Genomic DNA, 24,561 nt, shown 5'->3' with positions numbered 1-24,561 from the left:
CACGTATGTCCAGCGGACTTGGTGGTTTGAACAAGTCGCCCAACGGCGTCGTCATCGGTCTGGCGCAGCTGTCGCTGCCGGATCCCCATACCCGCGAAGCGCTGTGGGAGCAGACCCAGAGAGTGGTCGAGATGGTCGGCAAGGCCCGGCGCGGCATGCCGAGCATGGACTTGATCGTGTTCCCGGAATATTCCCTGCACGGGCTGTCCATGGATACCTCGCCGGAGATCATGTGCAACCTGGAGGGTCCCGAGGTCGCCGCCCTGCGCCAGGCCTGCGTGGACAACCGCATCTGGGGCTGCTTCTCCATCATGGAGGCCAACCCCAACGGCAATCCTTTCAACAGCGGGATCATCGTCGACGATACCGGCGAGATCCGCCTGTACTACCGCAAGATGCACCCCTGGGTGCCGGTAGAGCCCTGGGAGCCCGGCGATCAGGGCATTCCCGTCTGCGACGGGCCGCGTGGCAGCAAGCTGGCGCTGATCATCTGCCATGACGGCATGTTCCCGGAAATGGCCCGGGAGTGCGCCTACAAGGGCGCCGAGATCATGATTCGGACCGCGGGTTACACCGCGCCGATTCGCCATTCCTGGCAGATCACCAACCAGGCCAACGCCTTCTGCAATCTCATGCAGACCGCCAGCGTGTGCATGTGCGGCTCCGACGGCACCTTCGATTCCATGGGCGAGGCCATGTTCGTGGATTTCGACGGCAGCGTGATGAACCAGGGGGGCGGCCGCGCAGACGAAATCGTCTGCTGCGAGATGCGCCCGGACCTGGTCCGCGAGGCGCGCATCCATTGGAGCGTGGAAAACAACATCTACCAGTTCGGCCATCGCGGTTACTCGGCGGTCAAGGGCGGCGCTCAGGACTGCCCCTACACCTACATGCACGACCTGGCGGCGGGCCGTTATCGGCTGCCCTGGGAGGATGACGTCGTGCATACCGATGGCACCTCCTGCGGTATTGCGGCGCCCGAACGCCTCTACAAGCCTTCCTGAGGAGTGACGCCATGAGCACCCGCTATCTCGCCTCGGCCCCTTACCCCTGGCCGTACGATGGCCGGCTCGATCCGGCCAACACCGCCCTGGTGATCATCGACATGCAAATCGACTTCTGCGGAGTGGGTGGCTACGTCGACAGCATGGGATACGACCTGTCCCTGACCCGCGCGCCGATCGAACCCATCAAGTCGGTACTCGAGGTGATGCGCGCCCAGGGCTTTCACATCATCCATACCCGCGAAGGGCATCGCCCGGACCTTTCCGACCTGCCGGCCAACAAGCGCTGGCGCTCCCGGCGCATCGGCGCCGGCATCGGCGACAGCGGACCGTGCGGGCGCATCCTGGTGCGCGGGGAGCCCGGTTGGGAAATCATTCCGGAGCTCGCGCCGCTCCCGGGCGAGGTCGTGATCGACAAGCCGGGCAAGGGCTCCTTCTGCGCCACGGATCTGGAGCTCATCCTGCGTACCCGGGGCATCGACAATCTGATCCTTACGGGGATCACCACCGACGTCTGCGTGCACACCACCATGCGCGAGGCCAACGATCGCGGCTTCGAATGCCTGATCCTGGCGGATTGCTGTGGCGCCACGGACCATGGCAATCATCTGGCCGCGCTCAACATGGTCAAGATGCAGGGGGGCGTGTTCGGCGCCGTGGGGGATTCCGCCATGCTGCTCGATGTGCTGGGGCGGACCTGAGCCATGCGTGCCCTGAGTCTGGAAATCATCGGCGCCGGCAAGACCTTCGGAAGCTTCCGGGCGCTGGATGATGTCTCGCTGAAGGTGCGCGCCGGCAGCGTGCATGCGCTGCTCGGCGAGAATGGCGCCGGCAAGAGCACCCTGGTCAAGGGGATCGTCGGCTACGGGCCGCTCGATGAAGGCTCGATCGTCGTCAACGACCGCGAGCGGAACATCCGCATGCCACGCGATTCGCATGCGCTGGGGATCGGCATGGTCTATCAGCACTTCACCGTGGCGCCGGGGCTCAGCGTGGCGGAGAATCTCGTGCTGTCGCGGGGCGATCTTGGCTGGCGCATCGATTGGGCCCGCGAGCGCGAACGGCTGGCGGCCTTCATGGCGCGCATGCCGTTCCAGCTCGATCTGGATCGCCCGGTCAGCAGCCTGGCCGCCGGCCAGAAGCAGAAGCTGGAGATACTCAAGCAGCTCTACCTGGAGCGGCATTTCATCATTCTCGATGAGCCGACCTCGGTGCTCACCCCCCAGGAAGCCGACGAGGTGCTGGGACTGATGCATGACATGGCGCATCGGGGCGAGGTATCGGTGCTGATGATCACCCACAAGTTCCGCGAAGTGACGGCGTTCGCCGACGATGTGACGGTGCTGCGCAAGGGCCGTCTGGTCGGCAGCGCGGCGGTCCCGGCGACCTCGCCGGAGTCGTTGGCGATCTGGATGATGGGCCAGGCGGATACCCGCACCGTGGCCCTCGAAAGGCCGCCGGTGACGGCCCGGGCGCCACGCCTCGAGGTCCGGGGGCTGGATGTGCCGGGCGATAAGGGCACCCTGGCGGTCAATGGGCTGTCCCTGGCCGTGCGTCCCGGGGAAATCGTGGGGATCGCCGGGATTTCCGGCAACGGCCAGCGCGAACTCACCGAAGCGCTGCTCGGCCAGCGCAAGGCCAGCGCAGGCGAAATCCGCGTGAACGGCAATCCCTACCGCGCCAGCCGCCGCGAGATGCAGCGCATGCAGGTCTACAGCCTGCCCGAGGAGCCGTTGCGCAATGCCTGTATCGCGGCCATGAGCGTGGCGGAGAACCTGGCCCTGCGCAACTTCGACCAGGCCCCGCTGTGCCGCCACGGCTGGCGAATCGACCGGCGCGCGATCCGCGCCCAGGCGCAGGCGCTGATCGCGCGTTTCCAGGTGCGCCCGGCCGATCCCGAGCGGCCGATCGGTACGCTGTCGGGCGGCAACGTCCAGCGCGCCGTGCTGGCCCGTGAGCTGACCGAGGGCGTCTCGGTGCTCATCGTGTCCAACCCGGTGTTCGGACTGGACTTCGCCTCGGTCGCACTGATTCATCGGCGCATCGTCGAGGCGAGGAACGCCGGCGCCGCGGTGCTGCTGCTGAGCGAGGACCTGGATGAACTGCTGGAGTTGTCCGATCGCATCCTGGTGATCCATGACGGGCAGATCGGTTTCGAAACCGACGCAGCCCAGGCGGACCGGGCCCTGCTGGGGCATTACATGGCGGGCGGCGACGCCCGGGCGGAGGCCGTATGATCCAAGTCGATGCCAGGCCTGACGGATTCAGCTTCGAGCCGTCGAGCACTGCCCTGGTGGTGATCGATATGCAGCGCGACTTCATCGAGCCGGGTGGCTTCGGGGCTGCGCTGGGCAACGACGTGACCCCGCTCAAGGCCATCGTGCCGGCGGTGAGACGCCTGCTGGCGCTGGCCCGGCAACAGAGCCTGCTGGTGATCCATACCCGCGAGTCGCACCTGCCGGACCTGTCCGACTGCCCGCCCGCCAAGCAGGCGCATGGCCTGCCGGGCATGCGGATCGGCGATCAGGGACCCATGGGGCGCATTCTGGTGCACGGCGAGCCGGGCAACCAGATCCTCGAGGAGGTCGCACCGCTCGCAGGCGAGTGGGTGATCGACAAGCCCGGCAAGGGCATGTTCTATGCCACCGGCCTGCACGAGCGCCTCGTGGCGCGCGGGATCAGCCATTTGCTGTTCGCCGGCGTCACGACGGAGGTGTGCGTACAGACCAGCATGCGCGAGGCCAACGATCGCGGCTACCGCTGCCTGCTGGTCGAGGAGGCGACCGAAAGCTATTTCCCCGAATTCAAGCGGTCCACGTTGGACATGATCATCGCCCAGGGCGGCATCGTCGGCCGTACCGCCCGCCTTTCGGCTCTCGAAGCCGCCCTGCATGAGGACGCACCATGATTGCTGTATCCATGATCAACCGGCCCGAGGTGGTCGCCTCGGTCACGGCGGCCTTCGAGGATTACGAGCGCGCCCTGGTCGCCAATGAGCTGGAGACGCTCGACGGCTATTTCTGGGATGCCCCGCATACCGTGCGCTTCGGTGTGGCCGAGAATCTCTACGGCGGCCAGGCCATTGCCGCCTACCGGAGGGTCTGCCAGCCTGTAGGCGCAGGCCGGCGTCTGCGAAACACCGTCGTGACCACCTTCGGCGAGGACTGCGCGACGGTGAGCACGGAATTTACCGATGGTGTCACCACGCGCGTCGGGCGCCAGATGCAGACATGGATGCGCCTTGAGGGGCAGTGGAAGGTCGTCGCAGCCCATGTCAGCATCGATCTCAGCACGCTAGAACGCCACGAGTGACTTATGGCCCAGATCCAGAGCAACGCACTGGCCGAGCAGATCTATGCCAGGATCAAGCAGGAGATTTTCGACTTCTACCTGCTGCCCCATGATCGTTTTACCGAGACCCAGATCGCCGATCGCTATCAGGTGTCCCGGACCCCGGTGCGCGATGCCCTTTACCGCCTCCAGCGGGAGGGCTATCTGGATGTGGAGTTCCGCCGCGGCTGGATGGTCAAGGCTCTGGACTTCACCCGGATCGACGAGCTGTACGAGCTGCGGGTGGTGCTGGAATCCGCCGCGGTGGATCGTCTCTGCGCCCTCACGGATCTGCCGGAGGCGCTCGAAGCGCTCTGTCAGTTGTGGATGGTGTCGCCAGAGCAGCGGCAGACCGAAATGCAGGTGGTCGCCGAGCTCGATGAAAACTTTCACAGCGGTCTGGTGGCCGCCGCAGGCAACCGGGAAACGCTGAGGGTGCACCGGGAGGTGACCGAGCGTATCCGCATCGTGCGTCGTCTGGACTTTTCCAAGCGTGCCCGCATCGAGGAAACCTACGCCGAGCATGCCGGCATTCTCAGGGCGTTGCTGGCCCGCAAGCGCGACGACACCCTCCGCCTGCTGCACGCTCATATCGAGCAGAGCAGGATAGAGGTACGCAAGCTGAGCCTTTCCATGCTGTCCGAGGCGCGCCGCAGACACGAAGCCTGATAGCGGTCGGCTCGCGGTGCCGGGTGCGGACCATTCATGCCAGAGCATCGCGGTAGTGGCGGGACCGTTTCCCGGGCGAGCGCCCGCTACGAGGCGCCGGGGCGGACACGGCTGCGCCGAGGTCCGCCCGCTCGTTACTGGCGCGCGCCGCGCACGCCTTCGGCCAGTTCGCGACACAGGCCAAGCACACCTTCAACCGCCTGCTCGCTGCTCCCCGCCTTGGCAATCTGGTCGATCAACGCCGAGCCCACGACGACGCCTTCGGCCAGACGCGCCACCGCGGCGGCCTGTTCCGGGGTGCGGATGCCGAAGCCGATGGCCACCGGCAGGTCGGTGTGGCGCTTGAGCCGCGCGACGGCCCCTTCGATGTGCTCCAGGGTCGCCGAGCCCGCGCCGGTCACGCCGGCCACCGAGACGTAGTAGACGAAGCCGGAGCTGCCGTTGAGTACGGTGGGCAGGCGGTTATCGTCGGTGGTGGGGGTGGTCAGGCGGATGAAGTCGATGCCGGCGGCCTGGGCCGGGTCGCAGAGTTCGTCGTTGTGTTCGGGCGGCAGGTCGACCACGATCAGGCCGTCCACGCCGGCTTCGCCCGCCTCGGCGATGAAGCGCTCGACGCCCATCTTGTGGATGGGGTTGTAGTAGCCCATCAGCACGATGGGAGTGGTGCTGTCGGTCTCGCGGAATTCGCGGATCATCTGCAGCGTTTTCGCCAGGTTCTGCCTGGCCGCCAGGGCGCGGATGTTCGCCAGCTGGATCGCCGGGCCGTCGGCCATGGGGTCGGTGAAGGGCATGCCGAGTTCGATCACGTCGGCGCCGGCCTCGGGCAGGCCCTTGAGGATGGCGAGCGAGGTGGCGTAGTCCGGATCGCCGGCGGTGATGAAGGTGACCAGGGCGGCGCGGTTCTGTTCTTTCAGCTCCGCAAAGCGGGTCTGCAGGCGGGAGTTGCCCGAGCTCATATGTGTTCTTCCTGTTCGTCGTAATGGTGCATGACGGTCTGCATGTCCTTGTCGCCGCGGCCGGAGAGGTTGACCACCATCAGGTGATCCTTCGGCAGCCCGGGGGCGCGCTTGAAGACTTCGGCCAGGGCGTGGGATGACTCCAGCGCCGGGATGATGCCCTCCAGCCGGCAGCAGATGTGGAAGGCCTTGAGCGCCTCCTCGTCAGTGATCGAGCAGTATTCGACGCGGCCGATGTCGTGCAGCCAGGCGTGTTCCGGGCCGATGCCGGGGTAGTCAAGGCCCGCTGAGATCGAATGGGCGTCGCTGATCTGGCCGTCCTCGTCCTGCAGCAGGAAGGTGCGGTTGCCGTGCAGCACACCGGGTACGCCGCCGTTGAGGCTGGCGGCGTGCTGACCGCTCTCGATGCCGTGGCCGGCGGCTTCCACGCCGATGATCTCGACGTTTTCCTCATCCAGGAAGGGGTGGAACAGGCCCATGGCGTTGGAGCCGCCGCCGATGCAGGCGACCAGCGAGTCGGGCAGGCGGCCTTCCTGGGCCAGCATCTGGTCGCGGGTTTCGCTGCCGATCACCGCCTGGAAGTCGCGGACCATGGCCGGGTAGGGGTGCGGGCCGGCGACGGTGCCGATCAGGTAGAAGGTGCTGTCGACGTTGGTCACCCAGTCGCGCAGGGCCTCGTTCATGGCGTCCTTGAGGGTGCCGGTGCCGGCAGTCACCGGGATCACCTCGGCGCCGAGCAGCTTCATGCGGAAGACGTTGGCCTGCTGGCGGTCGATGTCGGTGGTGCCCATGTAGATCACGCACTTCATGCCGAAGCGGGCGGCCACGGTGGCGGTGGCCACGCCATGCATGCCGGCGCCGGTCTCGGCGATGATGCGCTGCTTGCCCATGCGCCGGGCCAGCAGGATCTGGCCAATGCAGTTGTTGATCTTGTGCGCGCCGGTGTGATTGAGCTCTTCACGCTTGAGATAGATCCTGGCGCCGCCGCAGTGCTCGGTCAGGCGCTCGGCGAAGTACAGCGGGCTCGGACGGCCCACGTAGTCGCGCTGGAAGTAGGCGAGTTCCTTGGCGAATTCGGGGTCGGCCTTGGCCTTCTCGTATTCGGCGGCCAGCTCGTTGATCAGCGGCATCAGGGTTTCGGCGACGAACTGGCCGCCGAAACGTCCGAACAGGCCGCGGGCGTCTGGACCGGTGCGGTATGAAGTCATGGAGGGCTCCTTTCGTGGGTGCCGGCGCGCCTGTGGGCGCGGTTCGCGAGCAAGCTCGCTCCTACAAGGTTCGGTTCCGTGAGGGGAAAGGCATTCCGCCTGTAGAGCCGAAGAGGGATGTCGCGCATCCGCTTCTGTATTGATGTATTTACAGCTCAGGCGCAGCTTGCAGCAGCAGCGCCTGGGATAAAAGCGATAAGATCGCTGCGACCTGTCAGGAAGTCTCACATATATGGCCCGCGACCTTCCCCCGCTCAATTCCCTGCGCGCGTTCGAGGCGGCCGCCCGCCTGGGTGGCGTCAGCGAAGCGGCGCGTGAGCTGCACGTCACCCACGGGGCCATCAGCCGGCAGGTGAAGCAGCTGGAGGAGGCGCTGGGCGTGGCGCTGTTCGTCAAGGACGGGCGCGGCGTAAAACTCACCGTTGCCGGGCTTCGGCTACGGGAAGCCACAGGCGAGGCGTTCGGCCGGTTGCGCGAGGCCTGCGAGGCGCTGCAGCGCCAGACCGCCGAAGCGCCCTTCGTGCTCGGTTGTCCGGGGAGCCTGCTGGCGCGCTGGTTCATCCCGCGTCTGGACCAGCTCAATCGGGAGCTGCCCGAGCTGAGGCTGCAGTTATCCGCCAGCGAGGGCGAGCTGGACCCGCGCCGGGCCGGGCTGGATGCCACGCTCCGGTATGCCGAACCGCCCTGGCCGGCGGACATGCAGGTGTTCGAGCTCGCTGCCGAACGCATTGGGCCGGTGCTCAGCCCCTTGCTGCCGGGCGCCGGGCGGCTGGCCCGGGCGCCGGTCCAGGCCTTGCTGGACGAGCGATTGCTGCACACCGCCTCGCGTCCGCAAGCCTGGCCGGAATGGGCGGCGCGCCAGGGCCTTGCGGCTGATCGGCTGCGCTACGGGCAGGGCTTCGAGCATCTCTATTATCTGCTGGAGGCGGCGCTGGCCGGGCTGGGTGTGGCCATCGCGCCGCAGCAACTGGTGGCCGATGACCTGGCTTCTGGCCGGCTGTTGGCGCCCTGGGGCTTCGTCGAGACGCGGGCGCGTCTGGCGTTGTGGGTGCCCAGGCGAGGCGGCGACCGACGCGCGCAGCGTCTGGCCGACTGGCTCGACGTGCAGATGTCGGGCTAGCTGGCCAGGTCGGCCGCGGCCTTTTGCGGGACGCTGTAGCCGTGGGGATTCTGGCTTTGCCAGCGCCAGGCGTCGGCCAGCATGCAGGTGAGGTCGCGTTCGGCGCGCCAGCCCAGTTCCGCGAGCGCCTTGCTCGGGTCGGACCAGCACTGGGCGATGTCGCCGGGTCGGCGTGGCTCGAAACTGTGGGGCAGGGCGCGGCCGAGCACCTTCTCGAAGGCATAGACCATCTCCAGCACCGAATGGCCCAGACCGGTGCCGAGGTTCCAGACCGAAACGCCCTGGACCTGTTCCAGCCGCTCGAGGGCTTTGAGATGCCCCTTGGCCAGATCGACCACATGAATGTAGTCGCGGATGCCGGTGCCATCGGGGGTTGGGTAGTCGGAGCCGAACACACTCAGGGATTTTCGCCGGCCCACCGCCACCTGGAGCATGTAGGGCAGCAGGTTGTTCGGGATACCGTTGGGATCTTCGCCGATCAGTCCGGATTCATGGGCGCCGATGGGGTTGAAGTAGCGCATCAGGCCGATCGACCAGCGCGGATCGGAGGCGGCCAGCCCGTGCAGGACATTTTCCGCCATGAGCTTGGATTGCCCGTAGGGATTGGTCGGCTGTCCGGTCGGCGCTTCCTCGGTAATCGGCATTTGCTGGGCGTCGCCGTACACGGTGGCCGAGGAGCTGAACACCAGCTTGAAGATGCCGGCCTCGGCCATGGCCTGGCACAGCGCGATGCTGCCGCTGACGTTGGTCTCGTAGTAGCGCAGCGGTTCGCGCACGCTTTCGCCGACTGCCTTGAGTCCGGCGAAATGCAGCACCGCGGTCACCGGATAGGCGGCGAACAGGGCGGTGAGCATCGAACGGTTGCGCACGTCACCGCGGACGAACTGGACGGGGCGCCCGGCAATCCGCTCGACACGGGCCAGTGCCGTACGCGAGCTGTTGCAGAGGTTGTCCAGGACCAGGACCTCATGGCCCGCCTGCAGCAACTCGAGTACCGCATGAGACCCTATATATCCCGCTCCGCCTGTTACCAGGATCATCCGTTGTCCTCCGTTCGCTACGTTTTTCGAGCACGCCAGAAAGTTGCGGTGGCCGCGCTGGGCGGCACTGCGGGGCGTTCGACTCAAGGGGACGACAACGGAACTTCGCCAGCAAAATCAGGCATTCCGCGTCCGTAAAGATTTGTTTCCTGTGTGGGTAGGAGCGATGGCATGCCGCCAAGTTCCCTGGAAGGAAGGCACACAGCCGAAACCGGTCGCCTGTCAAGTGATTGGGAACCTCCCGTGCCGGTTGACCGTCCATTGACGCGCAGCATGTCCTAACCAAAAGGTCAGACATTGCGCCGAAACGCCCATGAATCGTCGCACAGGGGCGCGCCAGGAGGCTTAGCTGGAACGCCTGATGGAGCGCCTGGCCTACACAATCCGGAGAACGACACCATGAGTTGGGCCGGTCCCTTCCAGTACGACATTGGCAAGACGAACAACCGTGGCGAGAATCCGGTGGAAGTGGTTTTCGACGACAGTTTGCCGACCTTACTCTGTCTCTCACACCTGCGATGGAGCTTCGTCTACCAGCGCCCCCAGCACCTGATGTCGCGCTTCGCCCGGGACTACAATCTGCTGTTCTGGGAAGAGCCCATCACCACCGAGGCCGCCGAGCCCTGGCTGGAAGTCCGTCCCGATGCCAGCGGCGTGCAGGTCCTGGTGCCGCGGCTGCCAGAGGGCCGCGCTGGCGAGGCGAGCGAGCGGGACCAGCGCGAATTGCTCAACGGATATCTGGACAAGCTGGGCGTGGGTAATGAGCTGCTGCTCTGGTACTACACCCCCATGAGCCTGGCGTTCTCCGACCATCTGTGGCCACGCCTGACCGTCTATGACTGCATGGACGAGCTCTCGGCCTTTCGCGGCGCCCCGCCCGAATTGATCGAACGTGAGACCGAACTGCTGCGCCGGGCCGAGCTGGTGTTCACCGGCGGTTACAGCCTCTATGAGGCCAAGCGCGAGCGTCACGACAACGTTCATCCCTTTCCCAGCAGCGTTGACGTGGAGCATTTCGCCTCCGCCCGGCAGCCGCAGCAGGACCCCGAGGACCAGGCCCGGATCGGCTTTCCCCGGCTGGGTTACTACGGGGTGATCGATGAGCGACTCGACCTCGATCTCCTGGAAAAAGTCGCGGATATGCGGCCTGACTGGCAGATCGTCCTGTTAGGACCGGTGGTCAAGATCGACCCGGCCGAGCTGCCGCGGCGCGACAACATTCACTACCTCGGCGCCAAGGCCTACGACGACCTGCCGCAATACCTGGCCGGCTGGGACGTGGCGATCATGCCGTTCGCCCTGAACGAATCGACGCGCTTCATCAGCCCGACCAAGACCCCCGAATACCTGGCCGGCGGCTGCCCGGTGGTGTCCACCCCGATCATCGACGTGGTTCGGACCTATGGCGACACCGGCATCGTGCGCATCGCCGACTCGCCGGAAGCCTTCGTCGAGGCCGCAGCAGAAGCCCTGGCTGACGCTGCAGAGCCTGATCGATTGCTGGAAACCGCCGACGGCATCCTGGGCGACATGTCCTGGGAATTCACCTGGTCCCTGATGAAGGAGAAAATGACATGTTCGATGTGAAACCGCAGGATGGCCACCCAGAGCGCGCAGCCGGTGGCGGCCGTGGGCCCGAGCGATGTCCGCAAGGCTTCGACTACCTGATCGTCGGGGCTGGTTTCGCCGGCAGCGTACTGGCCGAGCGGCTTGCCGCAGGGATGAACAAGCGTGTGCTGGTGGTTGATCGGCGGCCGCACATCGGCGGCAATGCCTACGATCATTACGACGATACCGGTGTGCTGATCCATCGCTACGGTCCTCACATCTTCCATACCAACTCCCAGCGGATCGTCGATTATCTCTCCCGTTTCACCGAATGGCGCGCCTATGAGCATCGGGTTCTGGCGGAGGTGGACGGCCAGCAGGTGCCGATCCCGATCAACATGACCACGCTGAACAGGCTGTACGATCTGAATCTTTCCACCGAAGAGGAAGCGGCGGCCTTCCTCGCCAGCCGTGCCGAGCCGGTGGAAGACATAAAGACCAGCGAAGACGTGGTGGTCAACGGGATCGGCCGAGAGCTGTACGAGAAGTTCTTCCGTGGTTACACCCGCAAGCAGTGGGGCCTCGATCCCTCGCAGCTGGACAAGATGGTGACCTCGCGGGTGCCGACCCGAACCAACGCCGATGACCGCTATTTCGGCGACAGCTTCCAGCAGATGCCCAAGCATGGCTACACGCGAATGTTCGAGCGGATGCTCGATCACCCCAACATCAAGGTGATGCTCAACACCGATTACCGCGAGATCCGCGAAGAGGTGCTCTATCGCCACCTGGTGTACTGCGGGCCGATCGACGAATACTTCGACTTCCGCTACGGCAAACTGCCCTACCGCTCGCTCAGGTTCCAGCATGAGAGCCGAGACCAGGCCTGGTTCCAGGACGTCGGGGTGGTCAACTACCCCAGCGAGGACGTGCCCTATACCCGCATCAGCGAGTACAAGCACCTGACCGGGCAGGAGCATCCCAAGACCAGCATCACCTACGAATTCCCATCGGCCGAGGGGGATCCCTACTACCCGATCCCGCGACCGGAAAATGCCGAGCTCTACAAGCGTTACCAGAAGCTCGCCGAGCAGACCCCGGGGGTGACCTTCCTCGGCCGTCTCGGTACCTACAAGTACTACAACATGGACCAGGTGGTGGGGCAGGCGCTGGCCCTGTACAAGCGGATCGAGGAGGGCGAGCAATCCTTTGCCGCCCCTGCGGAGCCGCGGATCAAACAGGCGCTTTGAGCGCCGTGTGTCGAGCGGGTGCTCCTGTGCTCGCCTGATGCCGTCCATAATGCGCTGCCGGCGGGGTTTGCTGCCGGCCAGGAGACTTCATGCATCGACCGACCCTCTTCGACAGTTTTTTTCTTGGCGGCTTCGAATGTTCGACGCACCGCCGGGCCGACGGGCGCCGACTCGACATGCTGGCCGCTACAGGCCATGACCGCTGGGCCGCTCAGGACCTTACCAGCCTCCGCCTGCACGGCATCCGCGGCGTGCGCGATGGCTTTCGCTGGCACCTGATCGAGCGGGTTCCCGGCCAGTACGACTGGTCCAGCGTGCTGCCGCAGGTGCAGGCGGCCGCTGAGCGGGAAACCCAGGTGATCTGGGACCTGTGCCATTACGGCTGGCCTGACGACATCGACATCTGGCGCCCCGAGTTCGTCGAGCGCTTTGCCCGTTTCGCCGCCGCCGCGGCACGGTTGGTGGCCGACCACAGCGACGCCGTGCCCTTCTATGCACCGATCAACGAGATCTCCTTCTGGTCTTGGGCCGGCGGCGACATGGCGATGATGAACCCCATGGGCCGTGGCCGAGGGCTGGAACTGAAGCACCAGCTGGTGCGCGCCAGTATGGCCGCCATCGATGCCATTCGCGAGGTGGACCGACGGGCACGCTTCGTCCAGGTCGATCCGGTCATCCACGTGCGCGCGACCTCGGTACGCCCCGGGCCGCAACGCGAGGCGGAGAACTGCCGCCAGGCCCAGTTCGACGGCTGGGACTTGTTATCCGGACGACTCTGGCCGGGTATGGGCGGCAAGCCGGAGTATCTCGACATCATTGGCGTGAACTACTACTCGGATAACCAGTGGTACCTGGGCGGCGACACCATTCCCGTGGGCCATCCCGATTACCGGCCGTTCAGTGGCATCCTCAGCGAGATCCACAAGCGCTACGGGCGGCCGATCCTGGTTGCCGAGACCGGCGCGGAGGGCGACCTGCGCGGGGAGTGGCTGGGCTATGTCAGCGAGCAGGTGGCGATGGCGCAGGCGCGCGGCGTGCCGGTCGAAGGCATCTGCCTCTATCCGGTGCTGGACTACCCCGGCTGGGAAAACGACCGCCATTGCCCGACCGGCCTTTACGGTTTCCCCGACTCGGAGGGCATTCGCCCGCTGCACCCGGGCCTCGCCGATGAACTGCACCGGCAACAGGCGCGCTTCGCCGAACTGGCGAAAACCGCCAAGGCGTCGCTCGGGTGAACGCCGCGGCTGCTGCGCGGGCGCGCCGTGACCGGCCGTTGCCGCGGCAGCCGTTGCCCTTTCTCTGGTACTACGTGGCCAACCGGCCCCTCCATTTCAGCGGCCTGCTGATCCTGATCATCGCCGCCGCATCCTGTGCGGTGGCTGTCCAATACGGCATGAAGCTGCTCGTGGACGCCATGTCCGGCGAGCCCGGTGCAGTCAATGTATGGTTGCCGCTGTGGCTGTTTCTCGGACTGATCGTCGCGGAAAACATCTTCTGGCGGCTGGGTGGCTGGCTTGGCTGTCGCACCGTGATCGCCAGCTGCGTGGATATTCGCGTGGATCTGTTCCGCTATCTAACCGGCCACCCGATGCGTTATTTCAACGAGCACTTCGCCGGCTCGCTGGGCAACCGCATCTCTGCGGTAGGTGGCTCGGCCGGAGCCATCTATGGCGGCCTGGCGTGGAAGATCCTGCCGCCGGTGGTCGACTTCATCGGGGCGGTGGTGGTGCTGCTGCTGGTGGATATGCGCATGGCACTGGCGCTGGTGGGCTTCGTGGTGCTGGTGGCGCTGATGATCACCGGCTTCGGCATCCGTGGTCGGCACAAACATCAGCGCTTCGCCGCCCAGTCGGCGCGAGTCGGCGGCGAACTGGTGGACGCGGTCTCGAATGTCTGGACCATCAAGGCGTTTTCCGCCCGCGACCGCGAAAGCGAACGCCTGGCGCGGGAAATCGGCTACGAGGCCCGGGCCCAGCGACGCAGCTGGATGTACCTTGAAAAGGCCCGGGTACTGCACGACATCTGTCTGGCGGTGATGGCCGGCGGCATGCTGGTCTGGGCCATCCTTCTGTGGCAGCGTGGCGCGGTCACGGCCGGTGACGTGGTACTGGTCAGCGCGCTCACCTTTCGCATCCTGCACGGCTCGCGCGACCTGGCCCTGGCGCTGGTGGATGCCACCCAGCAGATCGGTGCCATCGCCGATACCCTCGACATCATCAACCAGCCCCATGCGCTGGAAGACGCCCAGGATCCGCTGCGCCTGGCCAGCGGGCATATCCAGTTCGACGGGATGCGCTATGGCTATGCCGGTCGCAGCCCGATCTTCGATGGCTTCGATCTGGATATCCCGGCCGGGCAGAAGGTGGGCATCGTCGGCGCCTCGGGCGCCGGCAAGTCGACCCTCATCAGCCTGGTACAGCGGCTCGATGATGTGCAGGCCGGGCGCATCCTGATCGATGGCCAGGACATTTGCCGGGTCAGCCAGGACAGCCTGCGCGAGCGCATCGCCGTGGTGCCGCAGGAGACCGCCCTGTTCAACCGCAGCATCCGCGAGAACATCCGCTACGGGCGCCCGCAGGCCAGCGATGCGGAAGTGGAGCAGGCCGCGCGGCATGCGTTCTGCCATGGTTTCATCAGCGAGCTGCCCGAAGGTTATGACACCCTGGTGGGTGAGCGTGGGGTGATGCTGTCGGGGGGCCAGCGCCAGCGCCTGGGTATCGCTCGGGCCTTTCTCAAGGACGCGCCCATCCTGATTCTCGACGAGGCCACCTCGGCACTGGATACCGAGTCCGAGGCCGAAATCCAGGCGGCGCTGAACAAGCTGGTGCAGGGCCGCACGGTGCTGGCGGTGGCCCACCGGCTGTCCACGCTGTCCACCTTCGACCGCATCCTGGTGCTGCAGCACGGACGCATCGTCGAGGACGGAGCGCCGTATGAACTGCGTCAGCGAAAGGGCGCCTTCGACGCGCTCTGGCGCATGCAATCCGAAGGATTTACCAAGGATCCCGCCGCATGAATAGAGCCCTGATCAATTCCAGCAGCATCCGCGCGCTGGGCTACGACCCGGAAACCCACCTGCTGGAAATCGAGTTTCACAGCGGTTCGGTCTATTGCTACGAACAGGTGCCTGAGCAACTGGTGCTGAACCTCTTGCAAGCCGAGTCTCCGGGTGGCTATTTCAATCGGATCTTCAAGCCCTGCCAGTTTCCCTATCGGCAACTGTTGTAGCGCCGCGAGGGGTATCTCCCCGGCCCAGCGGCACGCGACGCAGCACTCCCGGGTCGAGGGCCAGCATGCGAACCGTGCGGCTGGTTTCCACCAGGCTAGCCGGGTCGCGTTCGACGGGAAGCTGCAGCAGTTCCCGGGTAAGGTTGAGCACCAGCGCCTCGCGCGAGAGTACCCCGGCAGCATTGTAGGCGTAATAGGCACCGATCAGCTGGCGCAGGCCGAGGGGCAGTCGCCACTGGGTGCGCAGGGCCGAGCCGAAACCCGCTCCCTGCCCACGCAGGGCCCGCTCGATGTCCCTTTCGTGCAGCTCGCCACCTTCGTCTAGCCAGCCCTGGAGCGCTCGCAGCACGGCCAGTTCGCCCAGATTGTGGAGTAGCCCGGCGGTGTAGCAGAGCTCGGCATCCAGACGTAACTGGCGCGCCAGCCAGCCGGCGGCTTCGGCTGCCTGGGCTGCTTCCCGGCAGCACTCCGCGGCCTGCTTGGCCAGTCGCGCGTCGGCCAGCTGGGCGTTGCGCTCGATGAGCAGGCGCAGCACCAGATTCAACGAGCGTTTCACCCCCAGCCGCGCCAGTGCCTGGGACAGGGTCTGGCAACTGGTGGGCTGGCGCGCCGCCGCGCTGTTGGCGGCATGGATCAGCCGCGCGGTGGTCTGCGGGTCGCCACGGAACAGCCGCTCGAGGGCGTTCAGATCCTGCTCGTCGCTCTGCATGCAACGGCTGGTGGCGTCACGCACTTGCTCCAGCAGGGGGCCACCAGGGTTGTTCTCGCGCAGGCCGGACAGGTAGTCATCCAGCGACAAGGGCGACATCGGCGGGGTGGCGGCAGCCTCGGGCAGCAGGACGGCGAGGCGTCGCTTCAGGTCCTGCTCGTCGATTGGCCGGGCGAGGTAGGCCGCTGGTGCGTAGGGCAGCGCCGCGCGGACGCTGGCGGCATCGACCTGTTCACTGATGAGAATGCAGGGCAGGCGGCTACCGGGTCCACCGCGGCGTATCTCGCGCAGCAGCGCCAATCCGCTCATGTCCGGCAGATTGAGGTCGATCATCGCCAGGCTCGGAGCGATACGCTGGAGGGTGTCGAGGGCCTGCTGGCCCACGCTGTGACGAATGACTGGGGTGCCTGGGCGCAACGCCTCGACCAGTCGGGTCAGCTGGTCGCCGGGACCGCTGTCGGGGCAGACGACCAGCACGGGTGCAAGAGTGACGGACACGATGGACTCGCAAGAGGACGAGAGACCCCTCCTGCACGGAGGGGGACGGTTACAGGCCGAGGCAGAGGTACTTCATCTCGAGGTAGTCGTCGATGCCGTACTTGGAACCCTCGCGGCCGAGCCCGGAAGATTTTACCCCACCGAACGGCGCCACTTCCGTGGAAATCAGCCCGGTATTGATGCCAACCATACCGTACTCCAAGGCTTCGGCGACGCGGAACACCCTGCTGAGGTCGCGGGCGTAGAAATAGGAGGCCAGGCCGAACTCGGTGTCATTGGCCAGGGCGATGGCCTCGGCCTCATCGCTGAAGCGAAACAGCGGCGCGAGGGGACCGAAGGTTTCTTCCTTGGCCACCTTGGCATCATGCGGCACATTGACCAGTACGGTGGGCTCGAAGTAGCTGCCGCCGAGGCTGTGGGCCTTGCCGCCGAGCGCCAGTTCGGCACCCCGGGACAGGGCGTCGTCGATGTGCTCGCGGACCTTGCCGGTGGCGCGGTCGTCGATCAGCGGGCCGATCTCGACGCCGTCGTCCAGGCCGTTGCCGACCTGCAGCCCGGCCACCGCCGCCTTGAATTTCTCGGCAAAGGCGTCGTAGACGCCGTCCTGCACATAGATACGGTTGACGCAGACGCAGGTCTGCCCGGCATTGCGGTACTTCGAGGCCAGGGCACCCTTGACCGCCTCGTCGAGGTCGGCGTCATCGAACACGATGAAGGGTGCGTTGCCACCCAGTTCGAGCGAAACCTTCTTGATCCCCGGTGCGCTCTGGGCCATCAACCGAGCGCCGATCTCGGTGGAGCCGGTAAAGGATATCTTGCGCACCGCCGGGTTGGCGGTGAGTTCGTTGCCGATGTCGCCGGCCGAGCCGGTTATCACATTGAGCACGCCCTTGGGAATCCCGGCGCGGTCAGCGAGTTCGGCCAAGGCGAGGGCGGAGAAGGGCGTCTGGCTGGCCGGCTTTACCACCAGGGTGCAGCCGGCAGCCAGCGCCGGGCCGGCCTTGCGGGTAATCATCGCCGCCGGGAAGTTCCAGGGGGTGATGGCGGCGCAGACACCGATCGGCTGCTTGATGACGATGATGCGCTTGTCGCCCTGATGCGCGGGGATGGTGTCGCCGTAGACCCGCTTGGCCTCTTCGGCGAACCACTCGATGAAGGAGGCGGCGTAGGTGATTTCGCCCTTGGCCTCGGCCAGTGGCTTGCCCTGCTCCAGGGTCATCAGCCGGCCCAGGTCATCCTGGTGCATCATGATCAGTTCGTACCAGCGGCGTAGCTTCTGTGCCCGCTCCTTGGCGGTGAGGCTGCGCCACGCGGGCAGGGCTCGTTCGGCGGCGGCCACTGCCCGGCGGGTCTCCTCGGCACCCATCCTGGGCACCGTGCCCAGTGCATCGTTGCTGGCCGGGTTGAGCACCTCGAGGGTTGCGCCGCTGTCGGCGTCCAGCCACTGGCCGTCGACGAAGGCTTGTTGGCGGAACAGCGTGGTGTCGTCCAGTTGCATGGTGTTCTCCTGCTCAGCCGGGTTGTCCCGGCAGGAAAAAAAGGTCGTGGGAATAGGGGCGCCTATAGCGGCTCGCTCCACAGGCTGAAGCCGATGGCCGCTGTTTCTCCGGGGGCCAACTCGACGGCATCGTCCATGACATTGGCCGTCTCGATGCAGAGCATGCCCTGCCAAGCGTCGTCGGCGAACTGCGAGAGGCGCCGGGCCTTGTCGATCCAGGGGTTCCAGACGATGGCCGAGCGCGATCCCCGTGCCTCGAGGCAGATCCGCCGGCCCCAGGCATGGTCGTGGAGCTCAAGCAGCGCCGGGGTGTCCAGGTAGATGCGGTCGGTTTCGCCGGTAAAGGTCACTGGGCCCTGCTGGCGCCGCTCGGCCCAATCATCAAGGGTGTCGAGATAACGGCAGCCGTCCAGCGCCGGAATGCTCGCCCTGGCGATATCGCCGACTGGAAGATAGCTGTGCAGTGCCTGGCTCAGCGCCAGCGAGCGGCTTCCGGCGTTGTGGCTGCTCAGGGTCAGGCTCAGGCGACCGTCGAGGCGCAGGCTGAGCCGTGGTAGAAGACCAGGCGGCCAGCCTTCGAGCCCCTCGGCAGGCCGCGTCAGGAATTCGAGAGTCGCCGCGCCATCTTCGCTGCGGATTTCCTCGAGCTGCCAGGGCAGGTTGCGCACCAGGCCATGGAAGGGCGCCTGGGCCGGGTCCGGATGCAGGTCGCGGACCGCCGCCGGGTTGCGTGAAAGATCGCCGAACCAGGGCCAGCACAGCGGTACGCCGCCGCGCAGTGATTGTCCGGCCTGGAACGCCGCCTCTTCGCTGAGCCAGATCAACGGCTTCTCGCCGCGTCGGCCGTAGCTCAAGAGCTGGGCGCCCTGTTCGGCCACCAGCAGTTCGGCGTCGCCGAGGCCGATCTTCCAGCAGGTCAGGGCATCCCGCGTCTGGCGTTCGATCCGTAGGGCGTCGCTGGCCATCGATAGTGCTCCTCTTGTCCGTTGAGGCCATTAGATAGCCCGCGGCGGAAAAACGCCAATCCTCGCCTTATCGGTGCTAGGGGCCGTAGAACAGCGAGAAGCCGAACGGAGGAGCGCCGGGCAGCTGGCGGAGCGCGTCCTCGATCAGCTTCGAGCAGGTCTTCGGCGACCTGCGATTTTTCCAGCATCACATCCATGAACACGAACAGCGACACCGCCAGCATGGTCTGGTTGTTCATGATGCCGAACAGGTGACTGGAGGGGTACTGTGATGGGCGGAAGGGGAGGCGATTCCAGGCAGCCGGCGCGCCCGGCAGCAATGGGCTTGTCCCCGCCGGTGAAGCGGGGACGGGGCCTCAGCTCAGCAACTGGGCGTCGAGGCTGATCTGGGCGTTGAGTACCCGCGATACCGGGCAGCCTTCCTTGGCCTTGTTGGCAATTTCCTGGAATTTGGCCTCATCGGCGCCGGGCACGCGGGCCTTCAAGGTCAGGGCGATGGCGGTGATGGTGAAACCGGCGTCGGTCTTGTCCAGGGTGACCTCGGCTGCGGTCTCGATCTGCTCGGGCGTCAGTCCCTCCTGGCCGAGCATGTTGGCGAAGGCCATGGAAAAGCAGCCGGCGTGCGCCGCCCCGATGAGTTCTTCGGGGTTGGTGCCCGGGGAGTCCTCGAAGCGGGTATTGAAGCCGTAGGGGTTGTTCTGCAGGGCGCCGCTCTCGGTGCTGATCGTGCCCTTGCCGTCCTTCAGTCCACCCTGCCACATGGCCGATGCGGTTTTTTTCATGTCGGTTCTCCCGGTTGATGGCGATTGTGATGTTCAGAGAGACGGTGCCGGCGCGAGTTCCACTGAGTACGATCGGACCGCCACGACGCTTGCCATCTCCGCTCTCGTCCACAGGCTCTTGCCCTCAGCCCTCAGCCCTCAGCCCTCAGCTTGCTGCCTACCCCACCACCCCCACCTCCAGCACCCGCCCAAGGGCGGTGAGAAGCTGCGCATCGCTGATGGGCTTGTGCAGCCAGCTCAGGTACGGGTCGTCTTCCGGCACGCGGAAGTTGTTGGCCGCGGAAATCACCACGATGGGCAAGCGGCGGGTCGCCGGATCGCGGCGCAGCTCTTCGATCAGTTCGCGGCCGTTGCCGTCGGGCAGGTGCAGGTCGAGGGTTAGCGCGGCGTAGCTCTGGCTCAGGATTCGCTCCCGGGCGGCGTGCAGGCTCTGCACCCGGTCCACCGCATAGCCTGCGTTGCGCAGCATCATGTGCAGCAGGCGACCGGTGTCCGGCTCGTCCTCTATCACCAGCAGGCGCGGTTGGTCGGGGTCGTCTTCGCTGGTCAGCGCATCCTGGGTCGGCAACTCGAACCAGACGGTGGTGCCTTCGCCGGCACGGGTGTCGAAGCCGATGGTGCCGCCCATGCGTTCGATCAGCTCCTTGCTGATGGCCAGGCCCAGGCCGCTGCCGCCCATGGTCCGGCTGTCGGAGCTGTCGGCCTGGGCGAAGCGGGTGAACATGCGCTCATGAAATGTTTCGGGAATGCCCGGGCCGGTGTCACTGATGTTGACACGTACACGCGAGTCGCCCGGGGTGCAGCCGACCACCACCTCGCTGCCGGGTGGCGAGTGCTTGATGGCATTCGACAGCAGGTTGCCCAGCACCTGTTGCAGGCGCTGGGCGTCGACCCGCACGCAGCAGCTCTGTGGCACCTCGCCGCTCAGCCTGCAGCCGACCTGGTGCTCGGCGGCAAAGCTTTCGGCGGCGTCCAGCGCCTCTTCCAGCTGCGGCCCCAGCGACTCGTCGGCCAGGCTAAAGCGCATCTTGCCTGCCTCCATCTTCTCCAGATCGAGCAGGTCGTTGATCAGGTGGCTGAGGCGCAGGCTGTTCTGGTGGGCGATGTCCAGCAGTGGCCTCATGGTCTCCGGCACCTCACCGAGCGCGCCGCCGGTGATCAGCCCCAGCGAACCGCGGATGGAGGTCAGCGGCGTGCGTAGTTCGTGACTCACGGTGGAGACGAATTCGCGCTTCAACTGCTCGATACGCTTGCGCTCTGTCAGGTCCATGATGGTGCCGCTGACGCGCAGCGGGCGATCATGCGAGTCGCGTTGGACAAAGCCGCGCAGCAGGGTCGGCACCCGGTGACCGTCGCAGTGCAGCAGACGCGCTTCGGAGGTGAAGTGATTGCTTGTCGAGGAGAGGATCGTTGTCAGCTCCTCGCGACCCGCCGCCAGGTCCTCTGGCGACATCAGGCGTTCCCAGCTTGGCGCGCCGGCCGGCTGATCATGCGGCGGATAGCCGAGGATCTGCCAGGCGCGGGGCGAAGCGTAGAAGCTGTGGTCCTCGAGGTTGATGTCCCACAGGCCGTCGTTGCTCCCCTTGAGCGCCAGGGCCAGGCGCTCCTCGCTCTGGCGCAAGGCCTGGCGGCTCTGCCGGGTGTCCTCGGTCATGCGCCGCGCCAGGGCTTCGGCACGCGATTGGCGCGACAGCAGGGTAAAGGTGAGAAAGAACAGCAGCAGGCCAAGAGCGGTACCCAGCAGGACGACCAACGGCCCGCGCAAAGGGGCCTCGGACTCGAAATCCGGCAGGCTGCCGAGCTGCAGCGTCCAGGTCTGACCATGATGCTCGAGCTGGCGCAACAGCGCGAAGCGTGGCTTGTGGTCGAGGTCGGCCGGGCGTGTGGTGTAGATCTGCTGGAGTGGATCGAGCCGGTCGCTGGCGTAGATGGTCAGGTCCAGCGACAGGTCGGCGGCGCCGAGAATGCCGCGCATCAGGTCATCCACCCGATAAGGGCTGTAGACGAAGCCGCGCAAGGCCTGCATGCGCGCCATCGCTCCGTCGAGCGAGGCGTCCTGCCGGTAAACCGGCACGTACATCAGCAGGCCGGCCTGCACCGGTCCCTGGATCTCCTGCACCAGCACTACCTTCCCGGTGATGCTCGGCTCGCCGGTCTCGCCCGCGCGCTGCATGGCCTGGCGGCGTATCGGCTCGGAGTACATGTCGTAGCCGAACGCGGTGAGGTTGCGGCCGCTGAAGGGTTCGAGATAGACGATGGGCATGTACAGCTCGCGCTCGCCCGGCGGATAGATGGCGTAGTCGGGAAAGCCCTCGGCGCGGATGCCCTCCAGGTGCGCGGCCCGCTCCGCCGCCGGCACCACCCGGCTGAAGCCGACACCCTGGATGCCCGGGTAGCGCTCGCTCAGCGCCAGGCGTTCGACGTAGCCTTGCCACTGTTGACGACTGACCTCGCCATGCAGCTCGAACAGCGCCGCGCCAGCGAGCAGGATCTGTTCGTGGAAGGCCAGGCGGCGGCCGATGGACTCGGTGATACGATCGGCAATCAGCGCAAACTGCTGGCCAGCGGCCTCGCGCTCCTGATGGCGCAGGTGCAGGTACACGGCGAGCTGGGCGAGCAGGGCGGTGCACAGGACCAGCCAGGCCAGAGCGCTGCGCCGACTGAACAATGCGCGCCATGTCGACGCGCCGGAATCGGATCTGGGGTAGCTCATGCGGGAAACGCTACCAGCGAAGCGTCGGTGGCTGACAGCTTTTTTTGACCCGTGACGGGCCAGCGGGTTCGCCGCGACTAGGGAAGCGCCAGGCGGGTCTGGCCGTAGTGCATGCGCTCGAGGTCCCATTCGATGCGCTCGGGCGCGCAGGGGCGGCCAAAACCGAAGCCCTGGCCCAGGTCGCAGCCCTCTTCGAGCAGGAAGGCTGCCTGTTCGGCGGTCTCCACTCCCTCTGCCACCACGCTCAGCCCCAGGTTGTGCGCCAGGCCGATGACCGAACGGGTGATGGCGGCGTTTTCCGGGTCGTGCGGCAGGCCGCGCACGAAGCCCTGGTCGATCTTCAGCTTGTGCACTCGCATCCGCTTGAGCCGCGCGAGGGACGAGTAGCCTGTGCCAAAATCATCGATGGCCAGTCGCACGCCCAGCTCGCGCAGGCGGTCGAGAATGATCATCGCGGCATCGGCGTCCTCCATTACCGCGCTCTCGGTGATTTCCAGCATCAGATAACCAGGCTCCAGGCGGCTCTCGGCGAGCACTTGGGATACATGCAGGTCCAGCTCGCCGCGGGTGAACAGCCGGCTGGAGATGTTCACCGCGACAAAGTCCAGCGAGCGCCCGCTGTCGAGCCATCCGCGTATCTGCCGGCAGGCCTGCTGCAACATCCAGCGATCGATGCTGGAGATCAGCCCGCTTTCCTCGGCGGCGGGGATGAACGCCGCGGGGGAGATCAATCCGTGGTCGGGATGATCCCAGCGCACCAGTGCCTCGAAGCCGATGATGCGGCCGTCGCGCAGGCAGTGCACCGGCTGGTAATAGGCCACCAGCTGTCGCTGTTCGAGAGCCTGGCGCAAGGCGGTACCCAGCTCGACGCGCTGGCGTGCCTGATTGGTCAGGTCCTGGCTGTAGAAGGCGTAGGTGGAACGACCCGAGCCCTTGGCCTTGAACAGCGCCGAGTCGGCGTTGCGCAGCAGTTGCTCCACGTCCTGGGCGTCGTTGGGGTAGAAGACGATGCCGATGCTGGCGCTGATGAAAAGCTCCTGGCCGCAGAGACTGAACGGCGGATCGAGGCAGTCGAGCAGGCGCAGCGCCAGCGCGGCGGCGCGCTCGGCGGTATAGCCCTGGCAGAGCAGGGCGAACTCGTCCCCACCAAGCCGGGCCAGGGTCATCTCGTCCTGCTGGTGCAGGCGCAGGCGCTCGGCGACGAGCTTGAGCAGGCTGTCGCCGAGGTTGTGACCGAGGCTTTCGTTGATGTCCTTGAAGTGGTCGAGGTCGATCAGCAGCAGGGCGCCGCCGGTCTGGCCCTGCCCGGAAGTGCTGCGTTCCAGTTCCTGCCGGGTGCGCTCGATGAACAGCAGCCGGTTGGGCAGGTCGAGCAGCTGGTCGTAGTGCGCCAGGTGGGTGATCTCTTCCTGGGAGCGCTTGAGCAGGGTGATGTCCGAAAACACCGCGACGTAATGGCTGACCTCGCCCTGTTCGTCATGGATGGCACGGATGTTCTGCCATTGCGGATAGATCTCGCCGCTCTTGCGGCGATTCCAGATCTCGCCGCTCCAGCAGTGCTGGTCACGCAGCGCGTTCCACATGATGCGGTAGAAGGCCGCATCGTGACGTCCCGAGCAGAACAGCCTGGGCGTCTGGCCGATCACGTCCGCCTCGCTGTAGCCGGTAATGGTGCACAGCGCCGGGTTGACGTGAATGATGCGCTGCTCGGCGTCGGTGACCACCACGCCTTCCTGGGTACTCTCGAACACCGCCGCGGCGTTGCGCAGGTAGGTCTCATGTTCGCGCCGCGCCGCCTGCTGTGCTTCCAGCGCGGCCAGGTAGTGTCGGCCGAGCAGGTACAGCAGGAGGGCGGTGAACAGGATGAAACCGCTGCCCTTGACCAGTTGCAGGTGTTCGCCCGTGACCGGATCCTCGACCCAGTGGGCAAGCAGCAGGTCGCTCGTCAGCACCCACGCCAGTGCCAGCAGGCAATAGCCGAGGCAGAGTCGCAACAGTTTCGCATGCATGTCTTCATATCCCCGCACGAGGCACTTCATGAAG

General features: G+C 66.0%; 21 protein-coding genes. 12 read left to right on the top strand and 9 right to left on the bottom strand.

The window, feature by feature from the left end:
* Positions 1-5: 5 nt before the first annotated feature.
* From ACFOMF_RS09575 to ACFOMF_RS09550, 6 genes are read left to right on the top strand one after another with little or no spacing between them, the layout of a single operon-like run.
* Positions 6-1,004, top strand: coding sequence for a formamidase (locus ACFOMF_RS09575; RefSeq protein WP_386364203.1), 999 nt, complete (start codon positions 6-8; stop codon positions 1,002-1,004).
* 11 nt (positions 1,005-1,015) lie between these two features.
* Positions 1,016-1,705: a biuret amidohydrolase gene (gene biuH / locus ACFOMF_RS09570; RefSeq protein ID WP_386364202.1), complete on the top strand. Its 690-nt coding sequence runs from the start codon at positions 1,016-1,018 to the stop codon at positions 1,703-1,705.
* Between the two features lie 3 nt (positions 1,706-1,708).
* Positions 1,709-3,241: an ABC transporter ATP-binding protein gene (locus ACFOMF_RS09565; RefSeq protein WP_386364200.1), complete on the top strand. Its 1,533-nt coding sequence runs from the start codon at positions 1,709-1,711 to the stop codon at positions 3,239-3,241.
* On the top strand, positions 3,238-3,912 hold the full coding sequence (locus ACFOMF_RS09560) for a cysteine hydrolase family protein (RefSeq protein ID WP_386364198.1): 675 nt from the start codon (positions 3,238-3,240) through the stop codon (positions 3,910-3,912). Before ACFOMF_RS09565 ends, ACFOMF_RS09560 begins: the two co-directional genes overlap by 4 nt.
* Positions 3,909-4,316, top strand: a complete 408-nt coding sequence (gene hpxZ, locus ACFOMF_RS09555; protein WP_386364196.1) for an oxalurate catabolism protein HpxZ — start codon at positions 3,909-3,911, stop codon at positions 4,314-4,316. Before ACFOMF_RS09560 ends, hpxZ begins: the two co-directional genes overlap by 4 nt.
* A gap of 3 nt (positions 4,317-4,319) precedes the next feature.
* A complete protein-coding gene (locus ACFOMF_RS09550; RefSeq protein ID WP_386364194.1) occupies positions 4,320-5,003 on the top strand; it encodes a GntR family transcriptional regulator in 684 nt (227 codons plus the stop codon).
* Positions 5,004-5,137: 134 nt separating this feature from the next.
* Here the strand turns inward: ACFOMF_RS09550 and trpA are convergent, their stop codons facing one another.
* The gene (gene trpA, locus ACFOMF_RS09545; protein ID WP_386364193.1) at positions 5,138-5,959 is read right to left on the bottom strand and encodes a tryptophan synthase subunit alpha; all 822 of its coding nucleotides are present in this window, start codon (positions 5,957-5,959) and stop codon (positions 5,138-5,140) included.
* Positions 5,956-7,167, bottom strand: a complete 1,212-nt coding sequence (gene trpB / locus ACFOMF_RS09540) for a tryptophan synthase subunit beta (protein WP_386364191.1) — start codon at positions 7,165-7,167, stop codon at positions 5,956-5,958. Before trpB ends, trpA begins: the two co-directional genes overlap by 4 nt.
* 232 nt (positions 7,168-7,399) lie before the next feature.
* Here trpB and ACFOMF_RS09535 point away from each other — a divergent pair, with 232 nt between their 5' ends.
* Positions 7,400-8,287, top strand: a complete 888-nt coding sequence (locus ACFOMF_RS09535) for a LysR family transcriptional regulator (protein WP_386364189.1) — start codon at positions 7,400-7,402, stop codon at positions 8,285-8,287.
* Here the strand turns inward: ACFOMF_RS09535 and galE are convergent.
* A complete protein-coding gene (gene galE, locus ACFOMF_RS09530) occupies positions 8,284-9,327 on the bottom strand; it encodes a UDP-glucose 4-epimerase GalE (RefSeq protein WP_386364187.1) in 1,044 nt (347 codons plus the stop codon). The genes ACFOMF_RS09535 and galE overlap by 4 nt on opposite strands.
* A gap of 399 nt (positions 9,328-9,726) precedes the next feature.
* Between galE and ACFOMF_RS09525 the strand changes: the two genes are divergently transcribed.
* The 5 genes from ACFOMF_RS09525 to ACFOMF_RS09505 all read left to right on the top strand — a co-directional run bounded on the left by ACFOMF_RS09525 (position 9,727) and on the right by ACFOMF_RS09505 (position 15,353).
* The gene (locus tag ACFOMF_RS09525) at positions 9,727-10,914 is read left to right on the top strand and encodes a glycosyltransferase family 1 protein (RefSeq protein WP_386364185.1); all 1,188 of its coding nucleotides are present in this window, start codon (positions 9,727-9,729) and stop codon (positions 10,912-10,914) included.
* Entirely contained in the window at positions 10,902-12,125 is a 1,224-nt protein-coding gene (gene glf, locus ACFOMF_RS09520) for a UDP-galactopyranose mutase (RefSeq protein ID WP_386364183.1), read from the top strand. The genes ACFOMF_RS09525 and glf overlap by 13 nt, the downstream gene beginning before the upstream one ends.
* Positions 12,126-12,214: 89 nt before the next feature.
* Positions 12,215-13,360, top strand: a complete 1,146-nt coding sequence (locus ACFOMF_RS09515) for a beta-glucosidase (protein WP_386364181.1) — start codon at positions 12,215-12,217, stop codon at positions 13,358-13,360.
* Positions 13,357-15,141: an ABC transporter ATP-binding protein gene (locus ACFOMF_RS09510; protein ID WP_386364179.1), complete on the top strand. Its 1,785-nt coding sequence runs from the start codon at positions 13,357-13,359 to the stop codon at positions 15,139-15,141. Before ACFOMF_RS09515 ends, ACFOMF_RS09510 begins: the two co-directional genes overlap by 4 nt.
* Positions 15,138-15,353 (top strand): KTSC domain-containing protein, encoded by a 216-nt coding sequence (locus ACFOMF_RS09505; RefSeq protein WP_386364177.1) that lies wholly within the window; start codon positions 15,138-15,140, stop codon positions 15,351-15,353. The genes ACFOMF_RS09510 and ACFOMF_RS09505 overlap by 4 nt, the downstream gene beginning before the upstream one ends.
* Here ACFOMF_RS09505 and ACFOMF_RS09500 read toward each other — a convergent pair.
* From ACFOMF_RS09500 to ACFOMF_RS09475, 6 genes are all read right to left on the bottom strand, one after another.
* Positions 15,316-16,563, bottom strand: coding sequence for an HDOD domain-containing protein (locus ACFOMF_RS09500; RefSeq protein ID WP_386365777.1), 1,248 nt, complete (start codon positions 16,561-16,563; stop codon positions 15,316-15,318). The genes ACFOMF_RS09505 and ACFOMF_RS09500 overlap by 38 nt on opposite strands.
* A gap of 46 nt (positions 16,564-16,609) precedes the next feature.
* A complete protein-coding gene (gene gabD, locus ACFOMF_RS09495) occupies positions 16,610-18,058 on the bottom strand; it encodes an NADP-dependent succinate-semialdehyde dehydrogenase (RefSeq protein ID WP_386364175.1) in 1,449 nt (482 codons plus the stop codon).
* Between the two features lie 62 nt (positions 18,059-18,120).
* Positions 18,121-19,023, bottom strand: a complete 903-nt coding sequence (locus ACFOMF_RS09490) for a D-hexose-6-phosphate mutarotase (protein ID WP_386364173.1) — start codon at positions 19,021-19,023, stop codon at positions 18,121-18,123.
* 356 nt (positions 19,024-19,379) lie between these two features.
* Positions 19,380-19,805: an OsmC family protein gene (locus ACFOMF_RS09485; protein ID WP_386364171.1), complete on the bottom strand. Its 426-nt coding sequence runs from the start codon at positions 19,803-19,805 to the stop codon at positions 19,380-19,382.
* 157 nt (positions 19,806-19,962) lie between these two features.
* Positions 19,963-22,518 (bottom strand): hybrid sensor histidine kinase/response regulator, encoded by a 2,556-nt coding sequence (locus ACFOMF_RS09480; protein ID WP_386364168.1) that lies wholly within the window; start codon positions 22,516-22,518, stop codon positions 19,963-19,965.
* A 77-nt stretch (positions 22,519-22,595) separates the two neighbouring features.
* A complete protein-coding gene (locus ACFOMF_RS09475; RefSeq protein ID WP_386364166.1) occupies positions 22,596-24,527 on the bottom strand; it encodes a putative bifunctional diguanylate cyclase/phosphodiesterase in 1,932 nt (643 codons plus the stop codon).
* Positions 24,528-24,561: the final 34 nt, after the last annotated feature.

Origin of the sequence: Stutzerimonas tarimensis (assembly GCF_042648805.1) — a bacterium.
In the GTDB taxonomy this organism is placed as follows: Bacteria; Pseudomonadota; Gammaproteobacteria; order Pseudomonadales; family Pseudomonadaceae; genus Azomonas; species Azomonas tarimensis.
The sequence above is the reverse complement of the archived record's forward strand: the minus strand, read 5'-3'. Positions and strand labels throughout refer to the sequence as shown.

What these genes read in the sequence shown, in the direction of transcription:
- ACFOMF_RS09575 (WP_386364203.1), top strand. Translation starts at nt 6, where the DNA reads ATGTCCAGCGGACTTGGTGGTTTGAACAAGTCGCCCAACGGCGTCGTC.
- biuH (WP_386364202.1), top strand. Translation starts at nt 1,016, where the DNA reads ATGAGCACCCGCTATCTCGCCTCGGCCCCTTACCCCTGGCCGTACGAT.
- ACFOMF_RS09565 (WP_386364200.1), top strand. Translation starts at nt 1,709, where the DNA reads ATGCGTGCCCTGAGTCTGGAAATCATCGGCGCCGGCAAGACCTTCGGA.
- ACFOMF_RS09560 (WP_386364198.1), top strand. Translation starts at nt 3,238, where the DNA reads ATGATCCAAGTCGATGCCAGGCCTGACGGATTCAGCTTCGAGCCGTCG.
- hpxZ (WP_386364196.1), top strand. Translation starts at nt 3,909, where the DNA reads ATGATTGCTGTATCCATGATCAACCGGCCCGAGGTGGTCGCCTCGGTC.
- ACFOMF_RS09550 (WP_386364194.1), top strand. Translation starts at nt 4,320, where the DNA reads ATGGCCCAGATCCAGAGCAACGCACTGGCCGAGCAGATCTATGCCAGG.
- trpA (WP_386364193.1), bottom strand. Translation starts at nt 5,959, where the DNA reads ATGAGCTCGGGCAACTCCCGCCTGCAGACCCGCTTTGCGGAGCTGAAA.
- trpB (WP_386364191.1), bottom strand. Translation starts at nt 7,167, where the DNA reads ATGACTTCATACCGCACCGGTCCAGACGCCCGCGGCCTGTTCGGACGT.
- ACFOMF_RS09535 (WP_386364189.1), top strand. Translation starts at nt 7,400, where the DNA reads ATGGCCCGCGACCTTCCCCCGCTCAATTCCCTGCGCGCGTTCGAGGCG.
- galE (WP_386364187.1), bottom strand. Translation starts at nt 9,327, where the DNA reads ATGATCCTGGTAACAGGCGGAGCGGGATATATAGGGTCTCATGCGGTA.
- ACFOMF_RS09525 (WP_386364185.1), top strand. Translation starts at nt 9,727, where the DNA reads ATGAGTTGGGCCGGTCCCTTCCAGTACGACATTGGCAAGACGAACAAC.
- glf (WP_386364183.1), top strand. Translation starts at nt 10,902, where the DNA reads ATGTTCGATGTGAAACCGCAGGATGGCCACCCAGAGCGCGCAGCCGGT.
- ACFOMF_RS09515 (WP_386364181.1), top strand. Translation starts at nt 12,215, where the DNA reads ATGCATCGACCGACCCTCTTCGACAGTTTTTTTCTTGGCGGCTTCGAA.
- ACFOMF_RS09505 (WP_386364177.1), top strand. Translation starts at nt 15,138, where the DNA reads ATGAATAGAGCCCTGATCAATTCCAGCAGCATCCGCGCGCTGGGCTAC.
- gabD (WP_386364175.1), bottom strand. Translation starts at nt 18,058, where the DNA reads ATGCAACTGGACGACACCACGCTGTTCCGCCAACAAGCCTTCGTCGAC.
- ACFOMF_RS09490 (WP_386364173.1), bottom strand. Translation starts at nt 19,023, where the DNA reads ATGGCCAGCGACGCCCTACGGATCGAACGCCAGACGCGGGATGCCCTG.
- ACFOMF_RS09485 (WP_386364171.1), bottom strand. Translation starts at nt 19,805, where the DNA reads ATGAAAAAAACCGCATCGGCCATGTGGCAGGGTGGACTGAAGGACGGC.
- ACFOMF_RS09480 (WP_386364168.1), bottom strand. Translation starts at nt 22,518, where the DNA reads ATGAGCTACCCCAGATCCGATTCCGGCGCGTCGACATGGCGCGCATTG.
- ACFOMF_RS09475 (WP_386364166.1), bottom strand. Translation starts at nt 24,527, where the DNA reads ATGCATGCGAAACTGTTGCGACTCTGCCTCGGCTATTGCCTGCTGGCA.